Genomic DNA, 14,050 nt, shown 5'->3' with positions numbered 1-14,050 from the left:
TTCTGGAAAAACGAAAGGCGGGGGTGACCATCAGTCCACCCCCGCCTTCCATTCGTCAATAGCTTGCCGTCAGAAATTCAACGACACATCCCGGTGCACCGACAGACAAGGCGCCAGGGCAACCGCCACTTCATCCGGCAAACGCGGCAGCTGGCGCAGGCCGATCGTGCCGCTTGTGACAGCATCATAGGCACGGATCTTCGGCAGCAGCTCGTCGAAGGCGCGCTGACGCCAGACGAGATCTTCCTTGAGCGCTGCGATGGACTTATCCACCTCAGCCACGGCTGCCTGCGGATCAGGGGCATTGGACCGCATGATCTTGCGAGCCTCGTTGAGGCCCTTCCGGATCTCGGACGTGCCCTCCAGTGCGGAGATTTCGCTGCGCAGAAGGTCGATCTGCTCCTGCATCTCGGCCACAGGTTTGGAAATGATCGCATCCTGCAAGCTGGCGAACTTGGCCTCCATTTCCTGCAGGGCAGGTGCGGCCTCAAGCGCAGCAGTCACCTTCATCACAGGCTCAGAGGCATTGTCCACGAGGCGGCGGTAGGCAAGGCGGGCCTTGTTTTCCGCATCCTGAACCTTGGCAAAGCCGGTGTGAAGCTCTTCCCAGTTTGCCGGGATCTGCGCCATCAGTGCATCATGCGTGGCCTGCAGTTCCGCCATCTCCGCCTTCGCCTCTTCTCCGCGTTCAGCAGAGTAGATGCCAGTCGAACCAGAGCGGGAAATGATCACTTCCAGCTCCTTGATGTCACTCTCGATCTTGCGCGCATCACGTTCGATCGCACGGACCTGCACCAGAACCGGTCGATAGGTAACGGCAGCCTGCGTAACCGCAGCCACAGCGGCATCAATCTCTGCCATCTGCGGGATGGCCTTCTCGGCATTCTGCAAGCCGGACTTCAGCTCCTGCTGCAGACCAGAGGGCAAGCTGCTGATATCCGCCGCCTTGAGCTGGCTGATGGCACCAGCGATCGCCGCCCCGTTCTGACGGAACTGCTCGCTGGTATAGGTCTCGATGCAATATTGCAGACGCGGGTTCTTCGGCGGGGGCGCGGTCTCGGACAGCAGAGAGGACCGGTTCGGCAGATAGTTGACGATCTGAGGATTGAAGCCAACGATCATCAAAGCCAGCAGCTGTATGCCGATAAAGGCGAGAACCCCTTGTAGATCTGCACCGTTTTCACCACCGCCGGAGCGACACCGCGCAGGTAGAACAGTGCGAAGCCGAATGGCGGGGTGAGGAAGGATGTCTGCAGGTTGAGGCCGAACATCACGCCAAGCCAGACGGCAGTGACGTTTGCAGACGGATCAGCCAGCAGGATCGGCGCCACGATCGGCACCACAACCACGGCAATCTCGATAAAGTCGAGGAAAAAGCCGAGGATAAAGACCACCAGCATCACCATGAAGAACTGCGCCCAGAAACCACCGGGCAAGCCTTGCAGGAAGTCCTTGACCAGCTCTTCGCCGCCGAAGGCACGGAATGCCGATGTCAGCATGGCTGCGCCGATCAGAATGATGAAGACAAGGCACGAGCCCTTGGCCGTTTCCATCATCACTTCACGCAGGGTGTTCTCCGTCACCATGGTGCGCCAGCCGCTCCAGATGACAGCGAAAACCAACAGGGAGACCGCGATGGCGGCGATGACGATGCCCGTCACATCGCCGCTGGACGCCACCCGCTTGATGTTGGTGTCATAGAAGCTGACCGCGACGGCGATGCCCAACAGCGCGAGAATAGCAAGAATGGCAGGTGTATAGCGCCCGCCGTTGCCATTGCCCTCACGCAGACGGTAACCGGCCATGACCATCGAGCCGATCGCACCAACGGCACCAGCCTGGTTCACCGTGGCAATGCCCGCCATGATCGAACCGAGCACCAGCACGATGAGCGCCAGCGGCGGCACCAAGGTGATGAAGACCTGAAACAGGAACTGCCGGTCCATCTTGCCTTCACCGCGCACGGCAGGTGCGGCCTTGGGATTGATGAGGGCAAAGCCCAGCATGAACACGATGTAAAGCCCAACGAGCAGAAGCCCCGGCAGGATGGCCCCGAGGAACAACTCGCCTGCACTGGTGGAAGCAATGGCAAGATCCGAGGGCATCTGCCCCGGCCCGTTGGCATCACGGAACAGAGCCTGACGCAGGTTACCGGCCTGATCGACACTGGAAGACAGCTGGTCAGCCAGAATGATCAGCACGATGGACGGCGGAATGATCTGGCCGAGCGTGCCGGAAGCGGCAATCGTGCCGGTGGCCAGCGGAACGGAATAGTTGTTGCGCATCATCGCGGGCAGCGAGATGAGGCCCATCGCCACCACAGTGGCCCCGACAATGCCGGTGGTCGCAGCCAGCAGCGCACCCACCAGAATGACCGAGATGCCCAGGCCGCCCGGGACCGGTCCGAACAGCCGCGCCATGGTGATCAGCAGGTCTTCAGCAATCTTGGAGCGCTGCAGCATGATGCCCATGAAGATGAACAATGGAATGGCTATGAGCGTGTCACGCTCCGCCTCCCAGTAAACTCCGCGGAAGTTCGTGACACCCGCACTCAGCCACTGGCTTGGTCCGCCATGCGCGAAATAGGCATCCACGCTGCCGGCAAAAAGATAGCCGGAAATACCGGCAAGGAAGATGGTGATGATGGCCGATCCCGGCAGGGCGAAAGCGACGGGGAATCCCGAGCCCAGCGCCGCCGCCATCAGCACGATCAGCAGAATGAGAAAGAAAAGATCCATGATGCTGGTCCCGCAAGCCTTCAGTGCTGGATGACGGCAGAATGATCGCGCCCGCCTTCATCACCGCGCGCATCGGCAACGGAAGCGAAGAGGTAGCTGACAAACTGGATCATCATGGTGACAGCAAACACGCCGAGAAACCCGGCCATGAGATACTTCACATACATGCCGAACCCGGCCTGCGTCGTCTCGTAGGCCAGCATCGGGCTGACAATGATCGACTGACGCGAAGCAAGACCGACGACAAGGATGGTCCAGCAGAACGTGAGGCCAAAGAAGATGCAGCCAATGATATTGGCATAGCCCTTGGCCCGTGCCGTGAAGCCGGCATAGAGCACATCCACCCGCACGTGCCCTTCCTCCACCAGCGTATAGGCGCTGGCAAAAGGAAAGCGGCTGCGTACCAGAAGCGCACGAGATCGGCGAGGAACGCCTGCTCATAGGAAAAGACGAAGCGCCCGATCACGATCATCAGTTCCGCGACCACGACCATCAACCCCAGCCAGTGAAAGCCAACGGTGCGGGTGAAGGTCGCGGCCAGGAATGACAAGGCAATCAGCGGCATATGCACGTAGGCGCCGCGGAATTGAGCCCGGCCGAGGTCAGAGGCAAGCTGCCCCCGGTCACGGCCTCAAGCATCCCCTCAACGCGCAGGAAGGAGATCACACCGTCCGTGAAGCCGACGATGACGACGGCCCAGAACATCCAGCGCACGATGAAGGTGTTGATGCGTGTGACACGCTCGCTGTCCTGCCTGAGGGTCATGCCCCGGCTGCGCTGCACCATCAGCACGGCGATGAGCGGCAGCAGCACATAAAGAGCCGCCTGCCCCATCGCAGCCGCCGGTCCTGACAGGCTGGCGCCTGGCAGACCCGCCCAGAAGGTCAGGTAGGTGTTGAGGAGATAAGCGGCCATGACAGCCAGATTGATCCAGCCGAACATCCTGACAGCGGTTACGCTGCCGGGCTGGATGGACTGCGCGTGCACGCCACCGGGTGCAGCGCCTTGAACGTTGTTCAAGGCCATCATCTTCAAACGCCTCGTGATTTCGGTATCAAACAAATACGGGGATGGAACAAAGTCCCATCCCCGGATGAATCAGATGCCCGAGATCAAGGCACCGGGATACGGATGCATCCCACCTTGAAATGGCTCAGGCATCACCAGGGCTGGATCGTTCAGACCTTGATGCCGAGCACACGGTTGCGCTGCACGGTGTAGCCCGTGTCAGCCAGAAGCATCCAGCGGCCGACTTCCGAACGGGCCTTCACGAAGCTCTCGTGAACGCGCCGGGTCAGGTCACCTTGCTGAATGGTTTCCTCGAACACGGCAGCCGATGCATCGCCAAAGGCGTCATAGACTTCGTCCGAGAACTGGCGCAGCACGACACCATGCTCATTGATGAGCTTGTCAAGATAAGCGCCGTTGAAGCCGTTCGCTTCTGCCATCGAGAAAGCGTTTTCCTCGTTGCACGCCGCTTCGACGATCATCTGGTCAATCTTCGACAGCTTCGAGAACCAGGCCTTGTTGCAGCCCAGCGCCAGCATGGAGCCCGGCTCATGCATGCCCGGATAGTAGTAGTATTTGGCGGCTTCGTAGAACTTCATGAAATAGTCGTTCCACGGGCCAACCCACTCGGTGGCATCGACGGCGCCGGAGACGAGGTTTTCATAGATCTGGCCGCCCGGCAGGGACACCGGCGAGGCACCCAGCTTGGCCATGACGTCGCCGCCAAGGCCCGGAATGCGCATCTTCAGACCCTTGAGATCGTCAGCAGTTTCAATTTCCTTGTTGAACCAGCCGCCCATCTGCACACCGGTGTTACCGGCGTTGAAGTTCTTGAGGCCAAACTGGTCGGCAAGTTCGTCCCACAGTTCCTGGCCGCCGCCGACCTTGATCCAGGCGTCCATCTCGGCATAGGTCAGGCCAAAGGGAACCGCAGTAAAATAGGACCAGGCCGGGTGCTTGCCCTTCCAGTAATAGTCGGCGCCGATGTAGGCCTGAGCGTTGCCCGAAGCCACTTCGTCGAAAGCATCAAATGCACCGACACGCTCACCGGCGGCGAAATACTGCACATTGATGCGGCCCTCGGTCAGTTCGCCGATACGGGCGGCAAGGCGCTGCGCGGAAACGCCGAGACCGGGCATGTCGCGCGGCCAAGTGGACACGATCACCATGTCGGTACGGGACTGCGCGATTGCCGGAGCGGCAAGTGTGGATGCGGCAGCAATACCGCCTGCGCCAATGCCAGCCTTCTTGATAAACGAACGACGATCCATAACGATATCCTCCCAGATATGGCGAGTGCTCAGCCAACTTGGAGCCTTGCACTGTCACCTGTCTGTGTCTAGGTGATCCTTTGAATGAGGCGCTAGTCGTGTTTCTGCGCATCTTTTCCGTAGTACTACTGAAAAGACGCTGCTTTCCGTCAGTTTTATTGCGGAAAGCGGGTCACACACGGAATGCAGGGGGCCACCGGTGACATTCAAAACAAAACTGCTCCTCATCACCATCTTGCCCCTTGTAGCTGTCTCGGGGCTGATTGGCGGCATCACCTTCTTTCAGGCATCACGGCTCATCGAGGCCCAGACCCGAGCCGTTGAGGAACGCATCCTCTCCAGCAAGCGGCAGGAAGTGCAAAACGCAGTTTCACTCGCCCTGACCTCCATCCAGAAGCTCTACGAGGAGGAGCATGGCGGACGGGAGGCAGCCCAGAGCGAGGCAAAGCGCATCCTCAATGACATCACCTTCGGCGAGGACGGCTATTTCTTCGTCTACCTGAGAGACGGCACCAATATCGTGCACCCCAAGCTGCCAGAACTGGTTGGCGGAAAATGGTGGGATCTTCAGGATCCCAATGGAAATTACGTCATCCGGAACCTTATGGCCGCAGCGGAAGCCGGCGGCGGCTTCCACCGCTATGTCTGGGACAAGCCGAGCGCGGGCATGAATGCCGAAAAACTTGGCTATGCCGTGATGCTGGACAAGTGGGGCTGGATGGTCGGCACCGGTCTCTACATCGATGACATCGCCCGGGAAGTGGCCATCGTCCGCGCGGATTTCACAACCAACGTGCAGCAGACGGTGCTGGTGATCTTCCTCATCACCATGATCGCCATCTTGCTCAGCCTGACTGCAGTGGCAACAGTCAGCTTCTCGGAGCAGAAATTTGCCGATGGCAAGCTGAAGGAACTGACTCACCGGATCGTCGACGTGCAGGAGCAGGAGCGCAAGCGCGTATCGAGCGAGCTGCACGACAGCATCTCGCAACTGCTCGTCTCCGTGCGCTATGGCATCGAAATGCTGCATTCCAGAAGCCCGGAGAACGGCGAATTGCAGGTTCAGGCCGAACGGTGCCTGCGCATTCTCGATGATGCCATTGCCGAAGTGCGGCGCATTTCAAAGGATCTGCGTCCAAGCATCCTGGATGACATGGGCCTGTCCGCAGCACTCATCAGCCTTGCCAAGGATTTTGAGGCACAATCGGGCATCACTGTGGAGATTTCCGCCGACCGGTGCCGCGACAGGCTGCCGGAATCGGCCAAGACCGCCCTTTACCGCGTCGTTCAGGAAGCGCTGACCAATGTGGCCCGGCACTCGGCTGCGGGACAGGTCAGTATTCAGCTGGTCGCAAGGGAACGGTCGCTGACACTCACAATCGAGGACAATGGGGTCGGCATTCCCCTGCCCTTGCCCCAACTGGGGGCCTGGGAATCCGCAATATGCGCGAACGCATAGAGACACATGGCGGCACCATGGTAATGTCACGGGTAGGTGCCCATGGCACCATAATCCGGGTAACCATGCCCATGCTGCCGGACACAGAAAACCGGACAGCCGCATGAGCCGCCGTGGCCCGAGCAGGAGAAACGCTGCATGACCAGCCCGCAAGCCCGCAAGGACGAACTTCCGCGCAAGGTGCGCGTGCTGCTGGCAGATGATCATGAGCTGGTCCGCGCCGGGATCAGGGCCCGGCTTGAGGGTGTTGCCCCCTTTGAGATCGTGGGCGAAGCCACGGACGGACGCATGGCCGTGCAACTGGCCGATATGCTCAAGCCCGACATCATTCTGATGGATATCTCCATGCCCGGCCTGAATGGCCTGGAAGCAACGGAGGCCATACGCCGCAAGAATCCAATGATCAGCGTTCTGGTGCTTTCGATCTATGACAATCCGGAATATGTACGCGGTGTGATGCAATCCGGCGCCAGAGGCTATCTGCTCAAGGACATCTCCGCGAAGGAGATGATCAACGCCATTCTCGCGGTCGCAGACGGCGGCTATTACTTCTCGTCCCGGATCGGCCCGGCCCTGATGGAAAACAAGCCGGCTCCCTCACCCGCCAACCCCTATGGCCTGACAGAGCGCGAGCGGGAAGTGCTGCAAGGGGTCGCCCGGGGACAGGCCAACAAGGAAATTGCGGCACATCTTGGCATCAGCGTGCGAACGGTGGAGTCGCACCGGCTCAACATCCGCGACAAGGTAGGCAGCGGAAACGCTGCCCACCTGTACCGTATTGCCCAGGAGCTGCGGCTGGTCTGACGCCAAAGGCACCGCCTGCCTCCTTACGCTGGCTTTTCGCTCTCCAGAAACTCCCGGATCCGATCCAGCGCAAGGCTGATGTTTTCGCGGGAATTGGCGTAGGAAAGGCGGATGTAGCCTTCACCCAGAACGCCGAAATCCGGGCCGCCGATGGTGGCAACGCCTGCCTTTTCCAGCAGCGCGGAGGCCAAGGGCTTCGCCTTCCAGCCGGTCGCCTTGATGTTGGGGAAGGCATAGAAAGCGCCCAGCGGCGTACGGGCGGAGATTCCGGGCAGCGCATTCAGCCCCTCGACCACCAGCTTGCGGCGGGCATCGAACTCCGCGACCATGGACCTGACAGCATCCTGAGGGCCGGTCAGGGCCGCAAGGCCGCCGAACTGGGCCGGGGAATTGACGCAGGACCAGCAATTGACGGCAAGCTTGCGCGCCTTGGTGATCAGGGCATCGGGCCACACCGCATAGCCCATGCGCCAGCCGGTCATGGCATAGGTCTTGGACCAGCCATCGAGCAGGATCACCCGGTCACGGATCGCTTCGAACTCCAGCAGCGACACATGCTCATGCCCGTCATAGGTCATCTGGCCATAGATTTCGTCCGAGAGGATGGCGATGTCCGGCCGCTCCGTCAGGCCCTTCACCAGCTTCTCGATCTCGGCGCGTCCCGTGATGCCACCGGTCGGGTTGGCGGGGGAATTGAGGATGACAAGCCGCGTCTGCGGCGTCAGCAGCGAAAGGGTTTCCTCTGCCGAGAAGCCGAAGTCATTCTCCTCGCGGATCGGCACCGGCACGGGCCGGGCGCCGGTGAATTCGATCATCGAGCGGTAGATCGGAAAGCCAGGATCCGGATAGAGGATGTCGACGCCCGGTGCACCAAACATGAGGATGGCCATGAACATGGTGACCTTGCCGCCCGGCACGATGACCACATTGTCCGGATTGACGGAAACGCCCACACGGCGGTGGATGTCCGCGCTCACCGCCTCGCGCAGGGGCAGGATGCCGGTGGCGCCGGTGTAGCCATGCTCGCCGTCGCGCAGCGCCTTGATCGCGGCCTCGACGATATGCTCCGGCGTCCTGAAATCCGGTTGGCCAATGCCCAGATTGATGATGCTGCGCCCCTGCTGCGCCAGCTCATTGGCACGGGCGAGCACCGCAAAGGCGTTTTCCTCTCCGATCCGGTCAAAGGCTTCGATGGTCCTGAGCATATCCTCTCCTTCGCGTGCGGCGGTTCCAGTCCTCCCCGCCTGTTGCGGCGCAGAATCATGGCAGGCAAGCCGCTATGCAAGGGCGGAAGGGCTTCTTTGTGTTCGGCAGTTACATTGAAGTGGTGATCTTTGCATCCGGACTACCTATATTGCCGCCAAACGCATCACCTCTTATGGTTCGCCGCTGCCGCGCCAGTTGCCGCTGGCAGCCGCGATCCGCTTCAGGAAACAGGACTTCACGCCATGAGCACCGATGCCAGCACCGCGTCCAAGCAGATCCCCGTTACCGTTCTCACCGGGTATCTTGGCGCCGGCAAGACGACGCTTCTCAACCGTATTCTGTCCGAGAACCACGGCCAGAAATATGCAGTGATCGTCAATGAGTTCGGCGAAATCGGCATCGACAACGACCTGCTGGTCGAGTCGGACGAAGAAATCTTCGAAATGAACAACGGCTGCATCTGCTGCACCGTGCGCGGCGACCTGATCCGCACCGTGCAGAACCTGATGAAGCGCCGTGGCAGCTTTGATGCCATCATCGTCGAGACAACCGGCGTGGCTGATCCGGCCCCGGTGGCCCAGACCTTCTTCATGGATGACGATGTGCGTGCCGCCTCGCGTCTGGATGCGGTAGTGGCAGTGGTTGACGCCCGCCACGTGCTGCAGCGTCTTGCCGACACCTCCGAGGCGGAAGACCAGATCGCCTTTGCCGATGTCGTCCTGATCAACAAGACCGACCTTGTAAGCCCTGAGGAACTGGCCACCGTCGAGGCGCGCATTCACAAGATCAACCCCTATGCCGTGCGTCACAAGACTGAGCGTTGCAGCATCGACATTGCCAAGGTGCTGGACCGCGGGGCGTTCGACCTCGACCGCATCCTGACACTGGACCCGCAGTTCCTCAACACGGGCCAAGATCATCATCACCATCACGGCCATGACCATCATCATGACCACGGTCACGAATGCGGACCGGATTGCGGTCACGATCATCACCATCACAATGATCACGGCCATCACCATGGTCACGCGCATGACCATGATCACGGCCATGACCACGTTTGCGGTCCGGACTGCGATCATGACCACCACCACGATCATGATGACCCGCATTCGGTGCGCAGCATTTCGCTTCGTGCCGGCGAACTGGACCCGCCTGTTTTCTTCTCCTGGATCAACCGGGTCACCCAGACCGATGGCGCCAAGATCCTGCGTCTCAAAGGCATTCTCGCCTTCAAGGACGATCCGCAGCGCTATGTCATTCAGGGCGTGCACATGATTGTCGAGGGCGACCACCAGCGCGACTGGAAGGAAGGCGAGCCGCGTGAAAGCCGCCTCGTCTTCATCGGCCGCGAACTGGATTTCGACGTCCTGAAGCAGAGCTTTGAAGCCTGCGCCGCCTGACGGACAGCCACGAGAGCCATTGAAGGACTGACCGTGCCGACACTTGCAGCGACTGAACTCACCGGCTTTGCCGTCAAGGCCGGGTTCCTGAAGGATATTCCCTATTTCGCCCTCGGCAGCGGCGAGGTGGTGCTGGTGGAAGGCGGGCAGAAGACCATCCGCCTGCACTCCGGAGGCCTGCTGGCGGCGGAGGAGCGGGTGGAGGCTTCGGGCTACGCCACGGCGCTTGTCACCGGTGGTGACGACGGACTTGTGATGGAACTGAGCGCTTCGGGCGAAGTGCGCCAGCTTTCGGAGCGTCCGCGCAAATGGATCGACCTGGTGGCCTGCGGCCCTTCGGGGGCGACAGCCTTTGCCAGCGGCCGCACCGCCTGGGTGCGCCTTGCAGATGGAACCGAAAAGGAATTTCCGCATGAGCGGGCGGTGGGCGGTCTCGCCTTTGCGCCCAAGGGCCTGCGCCTCGCCGTCGCACGCTATGACGGGGCGACCTTGTGGTGGGTGAACACCCAGGGCCAGCCGCAGATGCTGGAATGGAAGGGTGCTCATCTGGCTGCAAGCTTCTCGCCGGACGGCAAGTATCTTGTCACCTCTATGCAGGAAGCCGCGCTGCACGGCTGGCGCCTCACCGATGCGCAGGACATGCGCATGACCGGCTATCCATCCAAGATCAAGTCCATGAGCTGGTCGGTGAAGGGCCGCTATCTGGCGACTTCCGGCGCCAATGCCGCGATTGTCTGGCCCTTCTTCGGCAAGACCGGCCCAATGGGGCAGGCTCCGCTCCAGCTTGGCACACGCGGTGATGTGCTGGTGACATCTGTCGCCTGCCACCCGAAGGAAGAGGTTGTGGCTGTCGGCTACCAGGACGGCATGATCATGCTGTGCCGGTTTGGTGACAATGCGGAGGTTCTGCTGCGCCGCAGCTCGAAGTCTCCCATCTCCACAATGGCCTGGGACCGGGCGGGCGTGAGGCTTGCTTTCGGTACGGAAGATGGCGAGGGTGGCGTTATCACACTCGAATAGCCGCTGCGTGGAATGACCGGGAAGGAGGGGAGAATGATGCTGGCGAGGCCCGTTGCGCTTGCGTTCGGTTTGCTTGCAGGCATTGTCTCCTCGCAGGTGCCGGAGTTCGCACAGCAGTACCGCCAACGGCTCGGCGGAGCGATCGACGCCCTGCAGACCGTCATGCTCCAGGCGGCAGAGGATGCACAGCGTTCCGGCCTCGATGTGGAAGGCGCCATTGCAAGGCTCAAGTCCAGCGGCGACCAGCTTGTTGCCGCGCAGGGCCGGAGCCTGGAGGAGATCGGCGACCGGCTGGCCAATATGCGTGCCGAACGTGAGGCCTATGCCGAGGCGGACGAATTTGGCCGCCTGCTGGTGTTCCTCAGCAGTGCCGACCAGGAACTTGCAAGGCGCACCTATGACGACTTTGAGCCTGCGGTTCCGGTGACGGCAGAGGGCATTCTGATGGGCATTCTCGGACTGTTTGCGGGCCTTGGGGCCCTGCGGGTCTCCGGAGCCTTTCTGCGCGGCCTGTGGAAAGTGTTCGGCCCGCGCCGGTCCGCCGCCCGCTGATCAAGCTGACAGGAGAGAACATGGACACCGTAACCTCGTCCGGCGGCATGGTTGTTGCGCCCCATATGGCGGCAGCAGAAGCAGGTGCAGAGATCCTGCGCGAAGGCGGTTCGGCCATAGAGGCGATGATTGCCGCCGCAGCCACAATTGCCGTCGTCTATCCGCACATGAACGCCATCGGCGGGGATGGCTTCTGGCTGATTGCCGAACCAGGACAGGACCCGAAGGTGATTTCTGCCTGCGGCCCAGCCGGATCAGGCGCGACGATTGCCGCCTATAACCGCGCCGGGCATGGCACTGTGCCAACGCGGGGCCCGCTGGCAGCGCTGACAGTTGCTGGCACCGTGGGTGGCTGGCAGAAAGCATTCGAGGCAGCGGCAAGCCTTGGCGGGCGCATGCCCCGGCGCGAGCTTCTGGCCAATGCGATACGGCATGCAAAGGAAGGCTGCACCGTTTCGCGCAGCCAGCAGCAGCTGACGGAAGAAAAGCTGGCCGAACTCAAGGATCAGCCAGGCTTTGCTGCTGTGTTCCTGAAGGATGGCAAACCGCTCGAGGCTGGCGGCCTGATGCGGCAGGAGCGGCTGGCCGACACGCTGGATCAGCTTGCCGTTGCAGGGTTCGATGACTTTTACCGGGGCGACGTGGGGGCCGAAATCGCGGCCGATCTGGAGCGCATCGGTTCTCCCGTCACCAAGGCAGATCTGCAGCGCTATGAAGCGCGCATCCGCAAGCCACTGAAGGTGGCAACCAAGGCCGGGACCATCTTCAACGCGCCGCCGCCCACGCAAGGCCTCGCCTCGCTGCTGATCCTCGGCCTGCAGGACCGCCTGCCAGCAGCACGGCCGGAAAGCTTTGCCATGGTGCATGGGCTGGTGGAAGCAACGAAGCGCGCCTTTCTCGTACGCGACCGTGTTGTGACCGATCCTGACCGCCTGCCAGAGCCCGTATCACCTTTCCTCGAAGAAGCCTGGCTCGAGCGCACGGCGTCCGACATCAGCGCCAACCGTGCGCTAGACTGGCCCGTAAAATCCACGCTCGGCGACACCATCTGGATGGGCGCCATTGACGCCAAGGGCTGCGCCGTTTCCTTCATTCAGTCGGTCTATTGGGAGTTCGGCTCGGGCTGCGTGCTGCCGCGCACCGGCATTACCTGGCAGAACCGCGGCGCCAGCTTCTCGCTGCACCCGGAGGCGCTCAACGCGCTGGAGCCGGGGCGTCTGCCGTTCCACACGCTCAACCCGGCGATGGCGCGGCTTTCCGATGGGCGGCTTGTCACCTATGGCACCATGGGCGGCGAAGGCCAGCCGCAGACGCAGGCAGCCATTTTCGTGCGCCATGTGCTGAACGGAATGCCGGTGGGCGAGGCCATTGATGCGCCGCGCTGGCTGCTGGGCCGCACCTGGGGCGATGCCAATACCTCGCTCCGGCTCGAATCACGCTTCGATCCGGATCTTGTCGAGGCGCTGAAACGGGCGGGGCATGACGTGGTTGTGATGAATGAGGCCTATTCCGATACCATGGGGCATGCGGGCATGATCGTGCGCGGCTTGCGTGGCGGCTTTGAGGGCGCGCATGATCCGCGCTCGGACGGCGGGGCGGCTGCGGCCTAGGGCACGCACCGGAAGGAGAGACGACATATGGATGCCATCACGCGCATGCGCTGCTTCATTCAGGTGGTGGACAGCAACGGGTTTTCCGCCGCTGCCCGGGAAATGGGCCGCTCCAAGGCGCTGGTGTCCAAATATATCGGCGAGCTGGAAGACGAACTGGGCGTGCGGCTGCTGAACCGCACCACGCGGCAGATCTCCCTGACCGAAGTGGGTGAGGCCTATTACAAGGAAGCCAGCGACATCCTGCAGCGTATTGATGACCTGCAGGCTTCCGTCCAGTCCACCCACCACGAGGCGCGTGGACGCCTGCGTGTCTCGGCTCCGCGATCCATGGGCGATGGCTTCATCAATCAGGCAATCATGGAGTTTCTGGTGGCGGAACCGGCCATCACCATCGATCTGCGGCTGGATGACAGGTTCGTCGATCTGGTGGAAGAAGGCTTTGACCTGGCCATTCGCGTGACGGATCTGGAGGATTCCAGCCTGATCGCCCGCAAGATTTCACCCTTCCGCACGGTCGTCTGCGCAACGCCGCAGGTGCTGGCGGACCACGGCACGCCAAAGCACCCTTCTGAACTGTCCAACATGCCCTGCATCGTGGACACGAATTACCGGTTCAAGTCGAACTGGATTTTCATGGACAAGGGAGACAGGGTCACTGTTCCCGTGAAAGGGCGGATTGAAGTCAACAGTGCCTCTGCGGCCCGCGACGCTGCCATGTGCCATCTGGGTTTTCTGCGCACGCCGATGATGTTCGTCTACAACGACATCAAGGCAGGCGGGTTGCAGATCGTGCTGGAAGACTATGAGCATGACGGCCCGGCGATCTATGCCGTTTACCCGCACCGCCGCCATCTTTCCGGCAAGGTGCGCTCTTTCGTCGATTTCCTCACCCAATGGTTCGGCAACATGCGCAAGGCGGGCAAAGCTGCTGAGGGGCAGCGGCGGAAGCTGTCTTCCTAGCCGCTGCCCCAGCCTC

General features: G+C 61.4%; 13 protein-coding genes. 7 read left to right on the top strand and 6 right to left on the bottom strand.

Annotated elements, in window-relative coordinates; translation table 11 throughout:
* Positions 1-69: 69 nt before the first annotated feature.
* The 5 genes from ACQB61_RS00695 to ACQB61_RS00675 all read right to left on the bottom strand — a co-directional run bounded on the left by ACQB61_RS00695 (position 70) and on the right by ACQB61_RS00675 (position 5,017).
* Positions 70-1,122 (bottom strand): hypothetical protein, encoded by a 1,053-nt coding sequence (locus ACQB61_RS00695; RefSeq protein WP_430511078.1) that lies wholly within the window; start codon positions 1,120-1,122, stop codon positions 70-72.
* Complete coding sequence (locus tag ACQB61_RS00690; RefSeq protein WP_430511077.1) at positions 1,122-2,738, bottom strand: TRAP transporter large permease; 1,617 nt, start codon at positions 2,736-2,738, stop codon at positions 1,122-1,124. Before ACQB61_RS00690 ends, ACQB61_RS00695 begins: the two co-directional genes overlap by 1 nt.
* Positions 2,739-2,758: 20 nt before the next feature.
* Positions 2,759-3,088, bottom strand: coding sequence for a hypothetical protein (locus tag ACQB61_RS00685; RefSeq protein WP_430511076.1), 330 nt, complete (start codon positions 3,086-3,088; stop codon positions 2,759-2,761).
* A gap of 205 nt (positions 3,089-3,293) precedes the next feature.
* Positions 3,294-3,767 carry a hypothetical protein gene (locus ACQB61_RS00680; RefSeq protein ID WP_430511075.1) on the bottom strand — a complete coding sequence of 158 codons (474 nt, stop codon included), beginning with the start codon at positions 3,765-3,767 and terminating at the stop codon, positions 3,294-3,296.
* A 149-nt stretch (positions 3,768-3,916) separates the two neighbouring features.
* Complete coding sequence (locus ACQB61_RS00675; RefSeq protein ID WP_430511074.1) at positions 3,917-5,017, bottom strand: TRAP transporter substrate-binding protein; 1,101 nt, start codon at positions 5,015-5,017, stop codon at positions 3,917-3,919.
* A gap of 199 nt (positions 5,018-5,216) precedes the next feature.
* Between ACQB61_RS00675 and ACQB61_RS00670 the strand changes: the two genes are divergently transcribed.
* Together ACQB61_RS00670 and ACQB61_RS00665 are read left to right on the top strand one after the other, a co-directional pair.
* Entirely contained in the window at positions 5,217-6,476 is a 1,260-nt protein-coding gene (locus tag ACQB61_RS00670) for a cache domain-containing protein (protein ID WP_430511073.1), read from the top strand.
* Between the two features lie 138 nt (positions 6,477-6,614).
* Positions 6,615-7,280 (top strand): response regulator, encoded by a 666-nt coding sequence (locus ACQB61_RS00665; RefSeq protein ID WP_430511072.1) that lies wholly within the window; start codon positions 6,615-6,617, stop codon positions 7,278-7,280.
* Positions 7,281-7,303: 23 nt separating this feature from the next.
* Here ACQB61_RS00665 and ACQB61_RS00660 read toward each other — a convergent pair whose 3' ends face one another.
* Entirely contained in the window at positions 7,304-8,485 is a 1,182-nt protein-coding gene (locus ACQB61_RS00660) for a pyridoxal phosphate-dependent aminotransferase (RefSeq protein ID WP_430511071.1), read from the bottom strand.
* A gap of 243 nt (positions 8,486-8,728) precedes the next feature.
* Between ACQB61_RS00660 and ACQB61_RS00655 the strand changes: the two genes are divergently transcribed.
* Genes ACQB61_RS00655 through ACQB61_RS00635 form a run of 5 tightly spaced genes read left to right on the top strand, consistent with a single transcriptional unit; the run spans position 8,729 to position 14,034 of the window.
* Positions 8,729-9,889 (top strand): CobW family GTP-binding protein, encoded by a 1,161-nt coding sequence (locus tag ACQB61_RS00655; protein WP_430511070.1) that lies wholly within the window; start codon positions 8,729-8,731, stop codon positions 9,887-9,889.
* A gap of 33 nt (positions 9,890-9,922) precedes the next feature.
* Positions 9,923-10,909 (top strand): WD40 repeat domain-containing protein, encoded by a 987-nt coding sequence (locus tag ACQB61_RS00650; protein WP_430511069.1) that lies wholly within the window; start codon positions 9,923-9,925, stop codon positions 10,907-10,909.
* Between the two features lie 33 nt (positions 10,910-10,942).
* Complete coding sequence (locus ACQB61_RS00645) at positions 10,943-11,461, top strand: DUF2937 family protein (protein ID WP_430511068.1); 519 nt, start codon at positions 10,943-10,945, stop codon at positions 11,459-11,461.
* Positions 11,462-11,481: 20 nt separating this feature from the next.
* Positions 11,482-13,071, top strand: a complete 1,590-nt coding sequence (locus tag ACQB61_RS00640; RefSeq protein WP_430511067.1) for a gamma-glutamyltransferase family protein — start codon at positions 11,482-11,484, stop codon at positions 13,069-13,071.
* Positions 13,072-13,098: 27 nt separating this feature from the next.
* Complete coding sequence (locus ACQB61_RS00635; protein ID WP_430511066.1) at positions 13,099-14,034, top strand: LysR family transcriptional regulator; 936 nt, start codon at positions 13,099-13,101, stop codon at positions 14,032-14,034.
* Positions 14,035-14,050: the final 16 nt, after the last annotated feature.

The organism is Pannonibacter phragmitetus (assembly GCF_050510895.1).
Taxonomy (GTDB): domain Bacteria; phylum Pseudomonadota; class Alphaproteobacteria; order Rhizobiales; family Stappiaceae; genus Pannonibacter; species Pannonibacter phragmitetus_B.
This window is presented reverse-complemented; position numbering and strand designations above follow the sequence as displayed.

Bases quoted from the DNA above. Each gene is read 5' to 3' on its own strand.
- ACQB61_RS00645 (WP_430511068.1), top strand. From the start codon at position 10,943: ATGATGCTGGCGAGGCCCGTTGCGCTTGCGTTCGGTTTGCTTGCAGGC.
- ACQB61_RS00675 (WP_430511074.1), bottom strand. From the start codon at position 5,017: ATGGATCGTCGTTCGTTTATCAAGAAGGCTGGCATTGGCGCAGGCGGT.
- ACQB61_RS00655 (WP_430511070.1), top strand. From the start codon at position 8,729: ATGAGCACCGATGCCAGCACCGCGTCCAAGCAGATCCCCGTTACCGTT.
- ACQB61_RS00690 (WP_430511077.1), bottom strand. From the start codon at position 2,738: ATGGATCTTTTCTTTCTCATTCTGCTGATCGTGCTGATGGCGGCGGCG.
- ACQB61_RS00695 (WP_430511078.1), bottom strand. From the start codon at position 1,122: ATGATCGTTGGCTTCAATCCTCAGATCGTCAACTATCTGCCGAACCGG.
- ACQB61_RS00665 (WP_430511072.1), top strand. From the start codon at position 6,615: ATGACCAGCCCGCAAGCCCGCAAGGACGAACTTCCGCGCAAGGTGCGC.
- ACQB61_RS00660 (WP_430511071.1), bottom strand. From the start codon at position 8,485: ATGCTCAGGACCATCGAAGCCTTTGACCGGATCGGAGAGGAAAACGCC.
- ACQB61_RS00640 (WP_430511067.1), top strand. From the start codon at position 11,482: ATGGACACCGTAACCTCGTCCGGCGGCATGGTTGTTGCGCCCCATATG.
- ACQB61_RS00635 (WP_430511066.1), top strand. From the start codon at position 13,099: ATGGATGCCATCACGCGCATGCGCTGCTTCATTCAGGTGGTGGACAGC.
- ACQB61_RS00680 (WP_430511075.1), bottom strand. From the start codon at position 3,767: ATGATGGCCTTGAACAACGTTCAAGGCGCTGCACCCGGTGGCGTGCAC.